The sequence below is a fragment of the Sphingomonas sp. BK580 genome (genome assembly GCF_014194975.1).
Classification (GTDB): Bacteria; Pseudomonadota; Alphaproteobacteria; order Sphingomonadales; family Sphingomonadaceae; genus Sphingomonas.
This window is the reverse complement of sequence record NZ_JACIAY010000003.1, coordinates 127,776-144,855: the sequence shown is the minus strand read 5'-3', so window position 1 is coordinate 144,855 and position 17,080 is coordinate 127,776. Positions and strand designations below refer to the sequence as shown.

Sequence of the window (17,080 nt, the reverse complement as noted above, 5' to 3'; positions counted from 1 at the left end):
ATTTACGGCGCCAGCCGGCGCAGCGGCTGCAGGCGCCCTCGCGCAGTCGAACGCCACAGCCACTCTGCCGGACCATATTGGAAGCGCGCCAGCCAGGCGGGCGGCCACGTCAGCAGAAGCGCCCATAAGGCCGGCAGCACGAGATAGGCCTCGGCGCGATCCCACGCCGCGAACTGCCCTAGGCCCCAGCCGTAGAAGGTGGCGGCAAGCACCCCGCTGGACAGCAGATAGTTGCTGAGCGCGGTTCGACCGAGAGAGGCGAGCCGCTCGCCCGCGCGCGTGCCGGGCAACGTCGCGAGCAGCAGCGCGGCATAGCCAAGCACCATCGGCGCGTGCACCGACGGCCCGAGCGCGAAGGAGGCGCTGACGACGGCGGGTACCGCGAAACCCTGCGCCGCGGTACGCGCCGCCAGCGCCGCCTCCACGGCGATCCCCAGCGGCAGTGCCGCCGCGGCGACCAGCACATAGCGTCGGCGCGGCCAGGCACCGGTGATGAAGCCGGTGCGGTAGCCGGCCATGCCGAGCAGCATGTAGCCGAGCGTCTCGGGGCCGTTGGCGAACAGTCCCGCGAGCGGTCCGGCATCGTGCCTCCAGCGCCACGCGGTGCCGTCAGCGAGCGAGCCGCGAAGGGCGGCGATCTCGCTCAGCAGCAGGGCGGGCGGTGGCCGACCGAAGCTCTGCTCGAGCGCGGCACGGGTCGCCGGCGCCACCGCCGCGCCGACCAGCCCGACTCCGCCGATCGTCGCCACCAGCAGCGCGGCGGCCGCGGCGAGCAGCAGCAGGCGAGTTGGCGCGTGGACGAACAACAGCGCCGCGACGCCGACCAGCGCGTAATGATGGAGGATGTCGCCGTACCACAGAAGGTAAAGGTGCGCGGCACCGATCAGGTACAGCACGCCCATGCGGCGGAGGTGCACCGCGGCGCCGTTCTGCCCGGCGGCGTCGGCGCGCTCCACCACCAGCAGCAGCGAGGCGCCGAACAGCGCGGCGAACAGCCCGCGCATCTTGCCCTCGATGAGCACGAAGGTCAGCGCCCAGGCGGTGAGGTCCGCGGGTGTCGTGCCGCCCGCGGCGAGCGGGGAGAAATATGCGGCCTGCGGCAGCGCGAAGCCGGGCAGGTTGGCGACGGTGATGCCGAGCACCGCGACGCCGCGCAGGATATCGAGCGCGACGAGGCGGTTGGCGGCGGTCATGGCGACGGCGTGCTAGGCGCAGCGCGTGGCACTGGCAACGGGGCGGGCGTCCGCGGCAGCCGCGTCGCCGTCCTCTTCGCTTCCGTGTCTACGTGCTTCGCCTCAGATCGCCGGCTCGCCGGCCATCAGCTTGGGGAAGAAGCCCTCGTGGGCCGCGCGCAGCTGATCGAGCGACACGCAATAATCGCCGTCGCGCAGCTCGAAGATCATGCGTGTGCCGATCGTGCGCCCGAGCGGGTCGGCGTCGACCCCAGCGTCGAGCGCTGCCTGGAGGAAGTCGAGCAGGGCATGGTCGTGGACGGTCACGATATACACGCCCTGCTCCTCGGCGAAGAGCGCGGCGGCGGTCTCGAACGGCAGCGCGCGGTCGATCATCGCGCCGATGTTGCCCGCGAGCGCCATCTCCGCGATCGCGACCGCGATGCCGCCGTCGGCGACGTCGTGGACCGCGCCGAGACGCTCCGCGTCGATCTGCGCGCGGATGAAGTCGCCGGTGCGGCGCTCCGCCTCCAGGTCGACGCGCGGCGGGGGGCCTTCCTCGCGCCCGTGCAGCTCGCGCAACCACAGCGACTGGCCGAGATCGCCGCGGCGCGTGCCGACCACGACGATGACGTCGCCGGTCTGCTTGAACGCGATCGTCGCGTTCTTCTGCCAGTCCTTGAGCAGCCCGACGCCGCCGATCGCGGGGGTCGGCAGGATCGCCGAGCCGCCGCCGGTCGCCTTGCTCTCGTTGTAGAGGCTGACGTTGCCGCTCACGATCGGGAAGTCGAGCGCGCGGCACGCCTGCGCCATGCCGTCGAGGCAGCCGGTGATCTGCCCCATGATCTCGGGGCGCTGCGGGTTGGCGAAGTTGAGGCAGTTGGTGATCGCGAGCGGGGTCGCGCCCACCGCGGTGAGATTGCGCCACGCCTCGGCCACCGCCTGCTTGCCGCCCTCGACCGGGTCGGCGAAACAATAGCGCGGGGTGCAGTCGGTCGTCATCGCCAGCGCCTTGTCGGTGCCGTGTACGCGGACCACCGCGGCATCGCCGCCGGGGCGCTGCACCGTGTCGGCGCCGACCATGTGATCGTACTGCTCCCAGATCCAGCGCCGGCTGGCGATGTCGGGCGAGCCCATCAGCGCGAGCAGGTCGGCCGCCGGGTCCTTGCAATCGGGGATGTTGACCAGCGCCCTGGCGGGCGGGGTGGGGACGTGCGGGCGATCGTACAGCGGGGCGTCGTCGGCGAGCGGCGCGAGCGGGATGTCGCACACCGTCTCGCCCTGCCATTTGAGCACCATCCGCCCGGTGTCGGTGACGTGGCCGATCACCGCGAAGTCGAGCTCCCATTTCTCGAAGATCGCGCGCGCGAACTCCTCGCGACCGGGCTTCAGCACCATCAGCATGCGCTCCTGCGATTCGGAGAGCATCATCTCGTACGGCGTCATGCCGGTCTCGCGCTGGGGCACGTCGTCCATCACCAGCTCGATCCCGACGCCGCCCTTGCTCGCCATCTCGACCGAGGAGGAGGTGAGCCCCGCCGCGCCCATGTCCTGGATAGCGACGATCGCGTCCGAGGCCATCAGCTCGAGGCACGCCTCGATCAGCAGCTTCTCGGTGAACGGGTCGCCGACCTGCACGGTCGGGCGCTTCTCGTCCGAGTCCGCGCCGAAGTCGGCCGAGGCCATGGTCGCGCCGTGGATGCCGTCGCGCCCGGTCTTGCTGCCGACGTAGACGATCGGATTGCCCACGCCCGAGGCGGCCGAGTAGAAGATCTTGTCGGTGTCGGCGACGCCCACCGTCATCGCGTTGACGAGGATGTTGCCGTCGTAAGCGGGATGGAAGTTTACCTCGCCGCCCACCGTCGGCACGCCGACGCAATTGCCGTAGCCGCCGATGCCGTGGACCACGCCCGAGATCAGATGGCGCATCTTGGGATGATCGGGCCGCCCGAAGCGCAGCGCGTTGAGGTTGGCCACCGGGCGTGCGCCCATGGTGAAGACGTCGCGCAGGATGCCGCCCACGCCGGTCGCCGCGCCCTGATAGGGCTCGATGTACGAGGGATGGTTGTGGCTCTCCATCTTGAAGATGACGGCCTGGCCGTCGCCGATGTCGACCACGCCGGCGTTCTCACCCGGGCCACAGATCACCTGCGGTCCCTCGGTGGGCAGCTTCTTGAGATGGATGCGGCTCGACTTGTAGCTGCAATGCTCCGACCACATCACCGAGAAGATGCCGAGCTCGACGAGGTTGGGTTCGCGGCCCAGCGCCTTGAGCACGCGCTCATATTCATCGGGGGACAGGCCGTGCTCGGCGACGATCTCGGGCGTGATGGCGGTCATGGCCGCGGCGCATAGCGGCTGTGCGCCGCGGTGGCCAGACGGTGTGGGCGAGCCGGGGTCAGTAGCGCCGCCGTGCTCCTGCGGAAGCAGGAGCCCAGGGTCACCGATCAGTGCGCTCACGGCTCTGGGTTCCTGCGTGCGCAGGAACATGCCGGTAGCGTTGAAGCATTTCGTCATCCCGGACTTGATCCGGGGTCCATGGTGCCGCGCACCTGACATGGGTGGCGCTCACGGGACCATGGATGCGGGGTCGAGCGCGGCATGACGACGGGCGGTGGGCCTAGCGCCGCTTCCTTCTCAGCCGCCGGAGCAGCCCGCGCTTCTCGAACGCCTCGAACATCTCGCCCGGCCCTTCCGGATCGAGCACCTCGTTGTCCGCGAGCCACTTCTCCACGGCGCTGAGATCGTCCACCTCATAGGGCACCAGCGTCCGCCCGCTGCCGCGCAACGCCTCGATCGTGGCGATCAGCCCGTCGCGCGCGACCCGCGCGCTCACCACCGCCGCGTCGACGCCGAGATGCTCGGCGATCAGGTCGTCGCGGATCGCCGCGATGGTCGCCGCGCCGTCGGTGATCGTGACATCGCACTCGGTGTCGAGCCGCAGCGAGCGGTTGTTGAAGTTGGACGACCCGATCCGGATCGCCTGGTCGTCGATCACCGTCACCTTGGCGTGGCAGTAGATCGGCGTGCCCCCCTCGTTGACCGGGTGGTACATCCGGAAGCGGCCGCGATGGTCGCGCCGGCGCAGCTCGGTGACGAGCCGCGCGCGCGCGGTGTCCATCGCGATCGGCTCGAGCCAGCCCTGCGCCGTCACCGGGTTGATCACGACGATCTCGGGCGGATCGTCCTCCACCAGCCGCGCGGCGATGGCCTCGGCGATGCGACGCGAGGCGAAATACTGGCTCTCGGCGTAGATGCGGCGCTTGGCCGAGGCGATCAGCGCCAGGTAGAGCCGCTCGATCTCGAGCACCTCGTCCTGTCCGTCATAGTCGGGCTGCGAGCGCGATACCGCGACATCGACGTCGGCGAAGACGGGGGTGAGCGACTCGGGCCAGCAACTGCCCTCGCGCGGCGGCGGCGGCGCGATCTCGGCACCGCCCGCGATCGCCCAGCGGGTGCGGCACAGTTCCCCCAGCGCCCCCGCGATCGGGCCCTGCAGCGCCGTGGTGGCGTCGTGCCACGGCTTGTACGCGCGCCCGCTCGGCGACGTGCGGCGCGGGTCGTCGTCGACGTGCGCGCGCGTGTCCCAGCGCTCGTCGGTCATGTCGATCCCGCCGCAGAAGGCGAGACAGTCGTCGATGACGACGATCTTCTGGTGCTGCGAGGCGGCCACGGGGTGGTGGCCGTCCAGCAGCAGGTGGATGCGCGGCTGGCGATAGCGCCAGTTGAGCAGCGTCCACAGCGTCTTGCCGCGCCCGAGCGTCTTGATGGCGCCCTTGTCCCAGCGGAGGATGTGGACCTGCAATCCCGGGGTACGGTCGACCAGCCACGTGATGAAGGCGCCGACGTCGGTGGGCGCCTCGGGATGGTCGTCGTCGTAGGCGAGATTGATACGCGCGTCGAAGTCCCAGCCGACCAGCAGGATCTGGTGCTGGGCGCGCAGCATGGCCTGGCGCGCGGCGCGGAAATAGGCGTCGGCGTCGATCACCACGGCCGCCTGGGTGGCGCGCTCGACGCGCCAGCGCGTGTCCTCGGGGAGGATCACAGGAGCTCGCGCACCAGCTCGGGCGGGCGTGCCAGTCGCACGCCCTTGGCCGTCTCGACCAGCGGCCGTTCGATCGTGGCGGGATCGCGCGCCATCAGGTCGAGCGCGGCGTCGTCGTCGGCCACCGCTGGCGCGTCGCGCCGGAGCGCGGAACGCGGTGCGATCCCGCCGCGCGCGAGCAGCGCGGCGAGCGTGTCGCGCGAGGGCGGCGTCCGGAGGTATTCGACGACGGTCACGTCGGCGCCCGCTTCCCGAAGGAGCGCGAGCGCCTGGCGCGACTTGGCGCAGCGCGGGTTGTGGTAGATCGTCGCCGCCGTGCCGCGCGCCACCGTCACGCGTCCTGGCGCGCCAGCCACTCCTCCAGCCATTTGATCGTGTAGCTCCCCTGCTGGAACTCCGGGTCGTCGAGCAGCGCCTGGTGGAGCGGGATCGTGGTCTTCATGCCCTCGATCACGAACTCCTCCAGCGCGCGGCGGAGACGACGCAGCGCACCCTGCCGGGTCGTACCATAGACGATCAGCTTGGCGATCATGCTGTCATAGTAGGGCGGCACCATATAGCCCGCATACAGTCCCGAATCGACGCGCACATGCATCCCGCCCGGCGCGTGGTACTGGACGACCCGGCCCGGCGAGGGCGCGAAGGTGCGCGGGTCCTCGGCGTTGATGCGACACTCGATCGCGTGGCCGCGGAACACCACGTCCTCCTGGCGCAGCGTCAGCGGGTGGCCCTCGGCGACGCGGATCTGCTCGCGCACCAGGTCGAGCCCGGTGATCGCCTCGGTCACGGGATGCTCCACCTGCAGGCGGGTGTTCATCTCGATGAAGTAGAACTCGCCGTTCTCCCACAGGAACTCGATCGTCCCCGCGCCGCGATAGCCCATGTCGGCCATCGCCTTGGCGACGATCCCGCCCATTCGGTCGCGCTCCTCGTCGGAGATCACGGGGGAGGGCGCCTCCTCCAGCACCTTCTGGTGGCGGCGCTGGAGCGAGCAGTCGCGCTCGCCGAGGTGGATCGCGTTCCCGTTGCCGTCGCCGAACACCTGGAACTCGATGTGGCGCGGGTTGCCGAGATACTTCTCCATGTAGACGGTGGCGTCGCCGAACGCCGCCTTCGCCTCCGTCCCGGCCTGTTGCATCAGCGTCTCGAGCTGGTCGGGCGACTGGCACACCTTCATGCCGCGCCCGCCGCCGCCGCTCGCCGCCTTGATGATCACGGGATAGCCGATCTGCTCGGCGAGCGCCTGGGCCTCGGCGACGTCGCTGATCGCGCCGTCCGATCCCGGCACCAGCGGCAGCCCCAGCGCGCCCGCGGTGCGCTTGGCCTCGACCTTGTCGCCCATAACCCGGATATGTTCGGGCTTCGGCCCGACGAAGATCAGGTTATGCAGCTCGACGATCTCGGCGAACTTGGCGTTCTCGCTGAGGAAGCCGTAGCCGGGATGGATCGCGTCCGCGCCCGAGATCTCGGCGGCGGAGATGATGTTCGGAATGTTGAGGTAGCTGTCGGTCGCCGCCGGCGGCCCGATGCAGATCGCCTCGTCGGCGAGGCGGACGTGCATCGCGTCGGCGTCGGCGGTGGAGTGCACCGCGACCGTCCTGATGCCCATCTCGTGGCACGCGCGGTGGATCCGCAGCGCGATCTCGCCGCGGTTGGCGATCAGCAGCTTCTTGATCTGGGGCAAGGGCGTTACTCGACCACCACGAGCGGCTGGTCGAACTCGACCGGCTGGCCGTTCTCGACCAGCACCACCTTGACCGTGCCCGCGCTCGGCGCGGTGATCGGGTTCATCACCTTCATCGCCTCGACGATCAGCAGCGTATCGCCCGCGGCGACGCTCTGGCCCACCGCGGCGAACGGCTTGGCGCCCGGCTCGGCGGCGAGATAGGCGGTGCCCACCATCGGCGAGCGCACCGCGTTGGCGTGCGACGGCGCGGACGGGCCGGCGGTGTCGACCTGCGGCGGCACGCCCGCCGCCGGGGCGGCGGCGGGCGCCGCCGCGTAGTGCACCGCCGGCGCGGCGACCGCGGCGGCCTTGCGCGCGACGCGGATCTTGCGCTCGCCGTCCTCGACCTCGATCTCGGTCAGCTGGGTGGTGTCGAGCAGCTCGGCGAGCTGGCGGACCAGATCGACGTCGACCTGCATCGCGCCGCCGTTGTGAGAGATGTCAGCCATGCAACCCTGTTTCCCCTAGATAGGGCGCGCCTCCTGTCAGAAGCGGGCCGCGGCTTCAAGCGCGAGCATGTACGACATCGCGCCGAAGCCGGCGATGGTTCCCTTCGCGGCGCTGCCCACCAGCGAGACGTGGCGGAAGCGCTCGCGCGTGTGCGGATTGGAGAGATGCACCTCGATCACGGGCGTCCGGATGCCCTTGATCGCGTCGTGCAGCGCCACCGAGGTGTGCGTGTACGCCGCGGCGTTGAGCAGCACCGCGCGCGCGTCCACCGCCTGCGCCTCGTGCAGCCACTCGACGAGATGCCCCTCGTGATTCGACTGGCGCAGGTCGACGCGCAGCCCGAGCTCGCGCGCGCGGTCCTCGAGCCGGCCGGCGATGTCGTCGAGCGTGTCGTGGCCGTAGATCTCCGGCTCGCGCGAGCCGAGCAGGTTGAGGTTGGGGCCGTTGAGGACGAAGACGGTGTCGGTCATGCGCTCCCTTGTGGTCGTTGCCCTTCGTGCAGGTGTCATTGCATCCGTCGCGACGCGGCGCAACGTTGCCCCTGCGGGTCTGCAGGCCTAGATGGCGCGCATGGCACATTCCGACGGCACCATCACCATCACCCTCAACGGCGAGCACAAGCGAGTCCCCGCCGGGCTCTCGATCGCGGGCCTCGCTGAGTCGCTCGGGCTGGTGCCCGAGAAGCTCGCGGTGGAGCGCAACCTCGAGGTGGTGCCGCGCTCGACGCTGGGCGAGGTGCAGGTCGAGGACGGCGACGAGCTGGAGATCGTCCACTTCGTCGGCGGCGGCGACCATGGTACGCCGCTCACCGACGACACGTGGACCGTCGCGGGGCGCACCTTCCGCTCGCGGCTGATCGTCGGCACCGGCAAGTACAAGGACTTCGCGCAGAACGCCGCCGCGCTGGAGGCGTCGGGCGCGGAGATCGTCACGGTCGCGGTGCGCCGCGTCAACGTCAGCGATCCCGGCGCGCCGATGCTGACCGACTTCATCGACCCCAAGCGCGTCACGTATCTGCCCAACACCGCGGGCTGCTTCACCGCCGAGGACGCGATCCGCACGCTGCGGCTGGCGCGCGAGGCGGGCGGCTGGGATCTCGTCAAGCTCGAGGTGCTCGGCGAGGCGCGCACGCTCTACCCCAACATGCGCGAGACGCTGAAGGCGACCGAGGTGCTGGTGCGCGAGGGCTTCAAGCCGATGGTCTATTGCACCGACGATCCGATCGCGGCGAAGCAGTTGGAGGAAGCCGGCGCGGTCGCGATCATGCCGCTGGGCGCGCCGATCGGCTCGGGGCTGGGCATCCAGAACCAGGTGACGATCCGGCTGATCGTCGAGGGCGCGGGCGTGCCGGTGCTGGTCGACGCCGGCGTCGGACAGGCGAGCGACGCCGCGGTGGCGATGGAGCTCGGCTGCGACGGCGTGCTGATGAACACCGCGATCGCCGAGGCCAAGGACCCGATCCTGATGGCGGCGGCGATGCGCGCGGCGGTGGAGGCGGGGCGGATGAGCTACCGCGCCGGCCGCATGGGCAAGCGCCGCTACGCCGACCCGTCGAGCCCGTTGTCGGGGCTGATCTGAGCCGCGTCGAATTGACGTACGTCAATCGTTTGCGGGAACATCGTCGTACCGGGTCCGTTGTCCTGTCACCGGGTTACACTAGACGGAGAACGACGATGGGCGAGCTCACCGACAAGATCAAAGGCAACGTCAACGAGCTGGTCGGCAAGGCCAAGCAGGCGATCGCGGACAAGGATCCGGCGGATCGCACGGCGTCCGACGACCGCCTCGCGGCCGAGGGCGCCGCGCAGGAGACGAAGGGCAAGGGCCAGCAGTTCGCCGGCAAGGTGAAGGGCGCGCTCGGCGACGACATCTGACCGTCGCGTCATGACAGCGAAGGGCCGTCGCGGGAGACCGCGGCGGCCTTTCCTCGTTCGTGGGTGAGGGGGAAAAGGGGCGTCTCCCGTTCGAACGGCGTCATCCTGAAGTCGTTTCAGCATCCACCGTGCCGCGTTCAGCAGCGTCGGAAGCCGCGGGCGCCGTGGATCCTGGAACAAGTCCAGGATGACGCCAGTGAACCTGATATCCGTTCGCCGGCTCCGCGCCCGCTTTCTCAGCCCTGCCGCAGCGCGCTCAGCGTCAGCCCCGCGGTGATCTGCTCGACGTCGGTGCGGCAGTGGATCAGCCGCACGCCGCGCTCGGCCAGCGCGCGGTCGAGCGCGGGCGCGAAGTCCTCGGTTCGTTCCACCGTCTCGCCCCAGCCGCCATAGGCGCGCGCCAGCGCGGCGAAGTCGGGGTTGACCAACCGCGTCGCCGACGGGCGACCGGGATACTCGCGCTCCTGGTGCATCCGGATCGTCCCGTAGGCGCCGTTGTCGACGAGGACGACGAGCAGCTCGGCGCCGTGCTGCACCGCGGTGGCGAGTTCCTGGCCGTTCATCAGGAAGTCGCCGTCCCCCGCCAGCGCGATCACGCTGCGCCCCGGCCGGCGCAGCGACGCCGCCACCGCGGCGGGCACGCCGTAGCCCATCGCCCCCGCGGTGGGCGCCAGCTGCGTCCCGGGGCCGGCGTAGCGCCAGTAGCGGTGCCACCAGCCGGAGAAATTGCCCGCGCCGTTGCAGATGATCGTGTCCGCCGGCAGTTTCTCGCGCATCGTCGCGACGCAGGGGCCGAGATCGAGCGCCACGCCGTCGCGCGGCCGGGGCGTGCTCCACGCCTCATAGGCGGCGCGCGCCTCGGCGGCATGGGGGTGGACGCCGCCGTCGAGCGGCACCAGCGCCTCGGCGAACTCGGCCATGCCCGCGCAGATCGCCAGGTCGGTAGCGTAGGTGCGGCCCAGCTCCTCGGGATCGGGATGGACGTGGACCAGCCGCTGGCCGGGGTGGTCGGGCGTGATCAGCTGATAGCCGTCGGTGGTCGCCTCGCCGAGCCGCGCGCCCACGACGATGAGCAGGTCGGCGCCGCGGACGCGCTCGGTCAGCGCGGGACTGGGGCCGTAGCCGAGGTTGCCGGCATAGGCCGGGCAGTCGTTGGCGATCGCGTCCTGGCGGCGGAAGGCGGCGGCGAGCGGCACGCCGGTGCGCGTCGCCCAGTCCGCCATCGCCGCCGCGGCGGCCACGTCCCAGCCGGCGCCGCCGACGATCGCGAGCGGGTTCTCGGCGGTGGCGAGCAGGTCGCGCAGATGCTCGATCGAGTCCTCGTCGACCGCCTGGGCGACGCGCTCGACGCGGGCGCGATCGGGCACGGTGACGGTGTCGAGCAGCATGTCCTCCGGCAGCGCCAGCACGACCGGGCCGGGGCGGCCGTTGATCGCGGTGGCATAGGCGCGCGCGACATATTCGGGGATGCGCGCGGCGTCGTCGATCCGCGCCGCCCATTTCGCGATCGGTGCGAACATCGCCTGGAAGTCGATCTCCTGAAACGCCTCGCGGTCGCGCGTCGAGCGGTCGACGTCGCCTATGAAGAGGATCATCGGCTGCGAGTCCTGCATCGCGACGTGGACGCCGATCGCGGCGTTGGTCGCGCCGGGGCCGCGCGTGACGAAGGCGATGCCGGGGCGGTGCGTCAGCGCGCCGTCGGCGCAGGCCATGAAGGTCACGCCACCCTCCTGCCGGCACGTCACCACCTCGATCGCTGGCGTGTCGTGGAGCGCATCGAGCACCGCGAGAAAACTCTCCCCCGGCACGGTGAAGAGACGGTCGCAGCCCTGGGCGACGAGCTGGTCGACGAGCAGGCGTCCACCGGTGCGGGGTTCGGTCATGCGGCGAGCGTAGCCGCCCGCGAGGGTCGGGCGATAGGGCTATTCGTTCCTAAGCGGTGCGGCTTTCCTCTTCTCCGCTCGCGAGATCCCGCTGCGCGGTTCCCGAACGCGCCTCACCTGCCGTCATCCCCGGACCCGGTCCGGGATCCACTTCTCCGCCGCAGGATCGCCTTCAGAAAGCGCGGCGCGGTGGATCCCGGATCAAGTCCGGTATGCCGGACGCGTGTCGCAGGAACTCGCAGGCAAGGACGATCCGATCATCCCGCCCGCGCGACATCGTCCCAGATCCACCGCACGCCCGGATTGCCTTCGCCGCGCCGACCGCTAAGGATCACGCGCATGCGGGACACGGTGATCTTCGACTTCGGCGGGGTGATCACTGCGTCGCCGTTCGCGGCGTTCAACCGACTGGAGCGCGAGCGCGGTCTGCCCGTCGACCTGATCCGCGGCCTCAACGCCACCGATCCGGACAGCAACGCCTGGGCGCGCTTCGAGCGCGCCGAGATCGACGCCGCCACCTTCGACCGCGCCTTCGCCGCCGAGGCCAGGGCGCTCGGCCACGAACTGCGCGGGCGCGACGTGCTCGCGCTGCTGTACGGCGACGTCCGCCCGCGCATGGTGCACGCGCTCGACTGGCTCAAGCGTGAGGGTTTCCACATCGGCTGCATCACCAACAACGTCCCCGCCGGCGACACGCCGCGCGACCCGGAGGCGGTCGCCGCGGTGGCGGCGGTGCTCGCGCGCTTCGATCACGTGGTGGAGAGCAGCAAGGTCGGCATCCGCAAGCCCGACCCGCGCATCTACCTGATGATGTGCGAGACACTCAACAAGCGCCCCGACCAGTGCGTCTACCTCGACGATCTCGGGGTGAACTGCAAGGCCGCCGCCCAGCTCGGCATGGCGGCGATCAAGGTGACCGGCGAGGGTCAGGCGCTCGACGATCTGTGCGCCGCGCTCGGCGTCGCGCCGGGCCATTTCTGAGGGAGACTGCGGGTGGTGGACAAGCTCTACGACAGCGCCGCGGCGGCGCTCGACGGGCTGCTGTTCGACGGCATGACGATCTGCGCGGGCGGCTTCGGGCTGTGCGGCATCCCCGAGCGACTGATCGACGCGATCCAGGCCGCGGGCGTGACCGGGCTGACGGTCGCCAGCAACAACGCCGGGATCGACGGCGAGGGGCTCGGCAAGCTGCTGCGGACGCGTCAGATCGCCAAGATGATCTCGAGCTATGTCGGCGAGAACAAGGAGTTCGAGCGCCAGTATCTCAGCGGCGAGCTGGAGGTGGAGTTCTGCCCGCAGGGCACGCTGGCGGAGCGCTGCCGCGCCGGCGGCGCGGGGATCCCCGGCTTCTACACCAGGACCGGCGTCGGCACGCTCGTGGCCGAGGGCAAGGAAGTGAAGGTGTTCGACGGCGAGGACTATATCCTCGAGCGCGGCATCCGCGCCGACCTGTCGATCATCAAAGGCTGGAAGGCGGACACGAGCGGGAACCTCGTCTTCCGCAAGACCGCGCGCAACTTCAACCAGCCGATGGCGACCGCGGGCAAGATCTGCGTCGCCGAGGTGGAGGAGGTCGTGCCGGTCGGCGCGCTCGACCCCGATCACGTCCATCTGCCCGGCATCTACGTGAAGCGGATGATCGTCGGCGCGCCCTACGACAAGAAGATCGAGTTCCGCACGACGCGCGCGCGCGCGGAGGCCGGCGCGGCGTGACGTCGCGGTTGCTGCTCTCGGCCGCTGGCGCGGCGCTGCTCGCCGGCTGCGCGACCGCGCGCCCCGAGCGTCCGCCGCCGCGCGCGGTGAGCGTCACGGCCGCGGCGCCGGCGCCCGCCGCACTGCCGCCGGGTGCGATGGCCTGGCTCTACGGTTCGGCCGAGGCGGCGGCGTCGAGCGAGCAGACCTATAACGCGCTCACCGCTTATGTGCGCGCCGTGATCGAACGCGCGCGCGACCGCCACGGGCGGTTGCCGACGCAGCGACGCGCCGGCACGCTGCCGCGCTGGCCCAACTCGGCGGTGCTGGTGCCGGGGGCGACCGCGGCGAGCGCGGAGACGATCCCGTGCAGCGCGCTGCCGCCCGCGGTGGTGCTCGACATGGACGAGACCGCGGTGCTCAATCTCGGCTACGAGTATAACGACGCGCGCACCGGCGCGCCCTATGATGCCAGACGCTGGGATCGCTGGGAGCGGACCGGCGCGGACAAGGTCGTCGCGGTGCCCGGTGCGGTGGCGGCGTTCCGCCAGCTGCGCGCGCTCGGCGTGACGATGGTGATCAACAGCAACCGCTCCGCCGACAACGCCGCCGCCACGGCGTCGGCGCTGCGCGCGGCGGGGTTGGGCGAGTTCCGCCACGGCGACACGCTCTACCTCAAGGGCGACGTCGACGGGCGGTCGGGCAAGGACGGTCGCCGGCTCGAGATCGCCAAACATTATTGCGTCCTCGCGCTCGTCGGCGACCAGCTCGGCGATTTCGCCGACCTCTTCAACCCGCCCGGCCCCGCGCCCGCGCTCGGCCGCCGCGCCCTCCCCGGCGTGGCGCCGATCCAGGCGCGCTGGGGGCAGGGCTGGTTCGTGCTGCCCAACCCCGTCTACGGTACCGGGCTCGGCACCGGCTGGGACGAGACCTTCCCGCAGGACAAGCGCTGGGGCGACACCCCGGGCGAAGGAGCGAAGTGATGGCCGTGGACGCCAAGGGATGGGACCGCGACGGCATGGCCGCGCGTGCCGCGCGCGAGCTGCGCGACGGCTATTACGTCAACCTCGGCATCGGCATCCCGACGTTGGTGGCGAACAACATCCCGGACGGCATCACCGTGACGCTGCAGAGCGAGAACGGCATGCTCGGCATCGGTCCGTTCCCCTACGACGACGAGGTCGACCCCGACCTGATCAACGCGGGCAAGCAGACGATCAGCGAGCTGCCGCAATCGGCCTATTTCGGCAGCGAGCAGAGCTTCGCGATGATCCGCGGCGGGCATATCGACCTCACCGTGCTCGGCGCGATGGAGGTGTCCGAGCGCGGCGACATCGCCAACTGGATGATCCCGGGCAAGATGATCAAGGGCATGGGCGGCGCGATGGACTTGGTCGCGGGGGTCAAGAAGATCATCGTCGTGATGGAGCATGTCGCCAAGGACGGCGCGCCCAAGTTCATCCCGGCGTGCACGCTGCCGCTGACCGGGCGCGACGTCGTCGACATGATCGTCACCGACCTGGCGGTGTTCCAGCGCGCCAACCATCACAGCGCCTTCCGCCTGATCGAGTTGGCGCCGGGGGTGACGCTGGACGAGGTCGCCGCCAAGACGAGCGCGCACTACGAGGTCTGACGCGATGGCGTACACGCTGATCACCGCCAACCGGAACTACTCGAGCTGGTCGCTGCGGCCGTGGCTGCTGATGCGCGCGCTCGGCATCGCCTTCGAGGACCGCGTCGAGCCGTTCGTCTCGCTGGACAATCACCAGGCGTTCCGCGCCTTCTCGCCGACCGGGCAGGTGCCGGTGCTGATCGACGGCGAGCGGACGGTGTGGGACTCGCTCGGCATCGCCTTGTACCTCGCCGAGCGCCAGCCTGGCGTGTGGCCGGCGGACGAGGCGGCGCGCGCCTGGGCGGTCTGCGCGGTGGCGGAGATGCACGGCGGCTTCGGCGCGCTGCGGCGCGAGCGGACGATGACGGTGGGGCAGCGGATCACGCCGACGCGCGGCTCGGACTCGCTCGCGCGCGACGTCGCGCGGATCGCCGAGCTGTGGGACGAGGGACTGTCGCGCTTCGGCGGCCCGTGGCTGGCGGGCGAGCATTTCACCGCGGTCGACGCTTTCTACGCGCCGGTGGCGTTCCGCGTTCGCACATGGGGGATCGACGTCGGTGCCGCGGGTAAGCGCTGGGTCGAGACGCTGCTGGCGCACCCGGCGACGCTTGAGTGGGAGGCCGCGGCGCTGGCCGAGACGTTCCGCGAGGACGGGCACGAGGCCGAGGTGGCGGCGTACGGCGAGGTGACCGAGGACCTTCGCGCCGCGGTGTGAGGCTGCGCGTCGCGGGGCGTGGTGCTCCTGCGCCCGCAGGAGCCCAGGTTGACAGAGCGGGGCCGCTCGCGGGGCTGGGTTCCTGCGAGCGCAGGAACACGAGGCGTTCAAGAGGCAAGCGACACTTCGTCCATGCGGCGTCATCCTGAACTCGTTTCAGGATGCACGGTCCCGCGGGCGCCGCGGCCGCCGAGTACAAGGCACCGTGCATCCGGAGACGAGCTCAGGATGACGCCGGTAAATGGGGTGACCTCGTTCGCCACTCGCGTGAGAGTCGTGCCTGGCCCTACCCATATCGCCGATCATCAGCCGCGACCCACGACATTTCCTGTCACTCCACCTTGGAGCCACAGACCTTTTCGGTTAACAGCCGCGGATCATGTCCAGCCCGCGCACCCTGTATGAGAAGGTCTGGGACGCTCACGTGGTCGAGCGCCGAGACGATGGTTCCTGCCTGATCTACATCGACCGCCACCTCCTCCACGAGGTGACCAGCCCGCAGGCCTTCGAGGGGCTGCGGGTCGCCGGCCGTCGCGTGCGCCGCCCCGACCTCACGCTCGCGGTGCCCGACCACAACTTGCCCACCACCGCGCGCACCGACGCGGCGGGGCAGGAGCTCCCGATCGCCGACCGCGAGAGCGCCGAGCAGCTCGCCGCGCTCCGCCGCAACGTCGCCGAGTTCGGCGTGCCCTATATCGACGCGCTGTCGGCCAGCCAGGGGATCGTCCACGTCGTCGGCCCCGAGCAGGGCTTCACGTTGCCCGGCACCACGATGGTGTGCGGCGACAGCCACACCTCGGCGCATGGCGCGCTCGGCGCGCTCGCCTTCGGCATCGGCACCAGCGAGGTCGAGCACGTGCTCGCGACGCAGACGCTGATCCTCTCGCCCTCCAGGACGATGGAGGTGCGAGTCGACGGCACGCTGGGCTATGGCGTCAGCGCCAAGGACGTGGTGCTCGCCATCATCGGCAGGATCGGCGCCGCGGGGGGCACCGGCCATGTCATCGAGTTCACCGGCGAGGTGATCCGCGCTCTGTCGGTCGAGGGCCGGCTGACGATCGCCAATATGTCGATCGAGGGCGGCGCTCGCGCGGGGATGATCGCGCCCGACGAGACCACCTTCGCCTATCTCAAGGGCCGCCCGATGGCGCCGCAGGGCGACGACTGGAGGCGCGCGGTCGACTGGTGGCGCACGCTGCCGAGCGACCCGGGCGCGCGCTACGACAAGGTCGTGCGGCTCGAGGCGAGCGACATCGCCCCGGCGCTCACCTGGGGCACCAGCCCGGAAGACGTCGTGCCGATCACCGGCAGCGTCCCCGCGCCCGACAGCTTCGCCGACGCCTCGAAGCGCGCCGCCGCGCAGAAGTCGCTCGACTATATGGGGCTCACCCCGGGCATGCGGATGCAGGACGTGCCGATCCAGCACGTCTTCATCGGCAGCTGCACCAACAGCCGCATCGAGGACCTGCGCGCCGCCGCCTCGGTGGCGAACGGGCGCCACGTCGCCGACGGCGTGCGCGCGCTGGTGGTACCCGGCTCGGGTCTGGTCAAGCGGCAGGCCGAGGCGGAGGGGCTCGACCGCATCTTCACCGCGGCGGGCTTCGAGTGGCGCGAGCCGGGCTGCTCGATGTGCCTCGCGATGAACCCCGACAAGGTACCCGCGGGCGAGCGCTGCGCCTCGACCTCGAACCGGAATTTCGTGGGGAGACAGGGACCTGGCTCGCGCACCCATCTGTTGTCGCCCGCGATGGCGGCGGCCGCGGCGGTGACCGGGCGGCTCGCCGACGTGCGCGAGCTGATGGGATGATGGCGCGATAGACCGAGGGGATAATCCATGAAGAAAGTGCTCATGTTCCTGATCGCCGGCTCGGTGCTGAGCGGCGTCGCGGCTTATGCGGCGATCGCCAAGCC

16 protein-coding genes are annotated in these 17,080 nt (G+C 70.7%); 8 read left to right on the top strand and 8 right to left on the bottom strand.

Annotated features, from left to right (window positions below):
• Positions 1-2 precede the first annotated feature (2 nt).
• The 7 genes from FHY05_RS07175 to aroQ all read right to left on the bottom strand — a co-directional run bounded on the left by FHY05_RS07175 (position 3) and on the right by aroQ (position 7,863).
• Complete coding sequence (locus tag FHY05_RS07175; RefSeq protein ID WP_183943708.1) at positions 3-1,193, bottom strand: DUF418 domain-containing protein; 1,191 nt, start codon at positions 1,191-1,193, stop codon at positions 3-5.
• A 102-nt stretch (positions 1,194-1,295) separates the two neighbouring features.
• Positions 1,296-3,512 carry a phosphoribosylformylglycinamidine synthase subunit PurL gene (purL, locus tag FHY05_RS07170; protein ID WP_183943707.1) on the bottom strand — a complete coding sequence of 739 codons (2,217 nt, stop codon included), beginning with the start codon at positions 3,510-3,512 and terminating at the stop codon, positions 1,296-1,298.
• A gap of 280 nt (positions 3,513-3,792) precedes the next feature.
• Positions 3,793-5,217 carry a phospholipase D-like domain-containing protein gene (locus FHY05_RS07165; RefSeq protein ID WP_183943706.1) on the bottom strand — a complete coding sequence of 475 codons (1,425 nt, stop codon included), beginning with the start codon at positions 5,215-5,217 and terminating at the stop codon, positions 3,793-3,795.
• Entirely contained in the window at positions 5,214-5,546 is a 333-nt protein-coding gene (locus tag FHY05_RS07160; protein ID WP_311732394.1) for an ArsC/Spx/MgsR family protein, read from the bottom strand. Before FHY05_RS07160 ends, FHY05_RS07165 begins: the two co-directional genes overlap by 4 nt.
• A gap of 2 nt (positions 5,547-5,548) precedes the next feature.
• Positions 5,549-6,901, bottom strand: a complete 1,353-nt coding sequence (gene accC, locus FHY05_RS07155; RefSeq protein WP_183943704.1) for an acetyl-CoA carboxylase biotin carboxylase subunit — start codon at positions 6,899-6,901, stop codon at positions 5,549-5,551.
• Positions 6,902-6,906: 5 nt separating this feature from the next.
• Complete coding sequence (gene accB / locus FHY05_RS07150; RefSeq protein ID WP_183943703.1) at positions 6,907-7,392, bottom strand: acetyl-CoA carboxylase biotin carboxyl carrier protein; 486 nt, start codon at positions 7,390-7,392, stop codon at positions 6,907-6,909.
• A 36-nt stretch (positions 7,393-7,428) separates the two neighbouring features.
• Entirely contained in the window at positions 7,429-7,863 is a 435-nt protein-coding gene (gene aroQ / locus FHY05_RS07145; protein WP_183943702.1) for a type II 3-dehydroquinate dehydratase, read from the bottom strand.
• 100 nt (positions 7,864-7,963) lie between these two features.
• Between aroQ and thiS the strand changes: the two genes are divergently transcribed.
• Both thiS and FHY05_RS07135 read left to right on the top strand, forming a co-directional pair.
• The gene (gene thiS, locus FHY05_RS07140; protein WP_183943701.1) at positions 7,964-8,971 is read left to right on the top strand and encodes a sulfur carrier protein ThiS; all 1,008 of its coding nucleotides are present in this window, start codon (positions 7,964-7,966) and stop codon (positions 8,969-8,971) included.
• Positions 8,972-9,066: 95 nt separating this feature from the next.
• The gene (locus tag FHY05_RS07135) at positions 9,067-9,267 is read left to right on the top strand and encodes a CsbD family protein (protein ID WP_183920577.1); all 201 of its coding nucleotides are present in this window, start codon (positions 9,067-9,069) and stop codon (positions 9,265-9,267) included.
• Positions 9,268-9,503: 236 nt separating this feature from the next.
• Here the strand turns inward: FHY05_RS07135 and FHY05_RS07130 are convergent, their stop codons facing one another.
• Positions 9,504-11,150, bottom strand: coding sequence for a thiamine pyrophosphate-binding protein (locus FHY05_RS07130; RefSeq protein WP_183943700.1), 1,647 nt, complete (start codon positions 11,148-11,150; stop codon positions 9,504-9,506).
• A gap of 339 nt (positions 11,151-11,489) precedes the next feature.
• On the opposite strand from FHY05_RS07130, the gene FHY05_RS07125 reads away from it, so the two are divergent.
• From FHY05_RS07125 to leuC, 6 genes are all read left to right on the top strand, one after another.
• On the top strand, positions 11,490-12,131 hold the full coding sequence (locus FHY05_RS07125; RefSeq protein ID WP_183943699.1) for an HAD-IA family hydrolase: 642 nt from the start codon (positions 11,490-11,492) through the stop codon (positions 12,129-12,131).
• A gap of 15 nt (positions 12,132-12,146) precedes the next feature.
• Complete coding sequence (locus FHY05_RS07120; protein WP_183944014.1) at positions 12,147-12,863, top strand: CoA transferase subunit A; 717 nt, start codon at positions 12,147-12,149, stop codon at positions 12,861-12,863.
• Positions 12,860-13,825: an HAD family acid phosphatase gene (locus tag FHY05_RS07115; RefSeq protein WP_311732393.1), complete on the top strand. Its 966-nt coding sequence runs from the start codon at positions 12,860-12,862 to the stop codon at positions 13,823-13,825. The genes FHY05_RS07120 and FHY05_RS07115 overlap by 4 nt, the downstream gene beginning before the upstream one ends.
• Positions 13,825-14,475: a 3-oxoacid CoA-transferase subunit B gene (locus FHY05_RS07110; RefSeq protein WP_183943698.1), complete on the top strand. Its 651-nt coding sequence runs from the start codon at positions 13,825-13,827 to the stop codon at positions 14,473-14,475. Before FHY05_RS07115 ends, FHY05_RS07110 begins: the two co-directional genes overlap by 1 nt.
• A gap of 4 nt (positions 14,476-14,479) precedes the next feature.
• On the top strand, positions 14,480-15,169 hold the full coding sequence (locus FHY05_RS07105) for a glutathione S-transferase family protein (protein ID WP_183943697.1): 690 nt from the start codon (positions 14,480-14,482) through the stop codon (positions 15,167-15,169).
• A gap of 376 nt (positions 15,170-15,545) precedes the next feature.
• Positions 15,546-16,976 carry a 3-isopropylmalate dehydratase large subunit gene (gene leuC, locus FHY05_RS07100; RefSeq protein ID WP_183944013.1) on the top strand — a complete coding sequence of 477 codons (1,431 nt, stop codon included), beginning with the start codon at positions 15,546-15,548 and terminating at the stop codon, positions 16,974-16,976.
• Positions 16,977-17,080 lie beyond the last annotated feature (104 nt).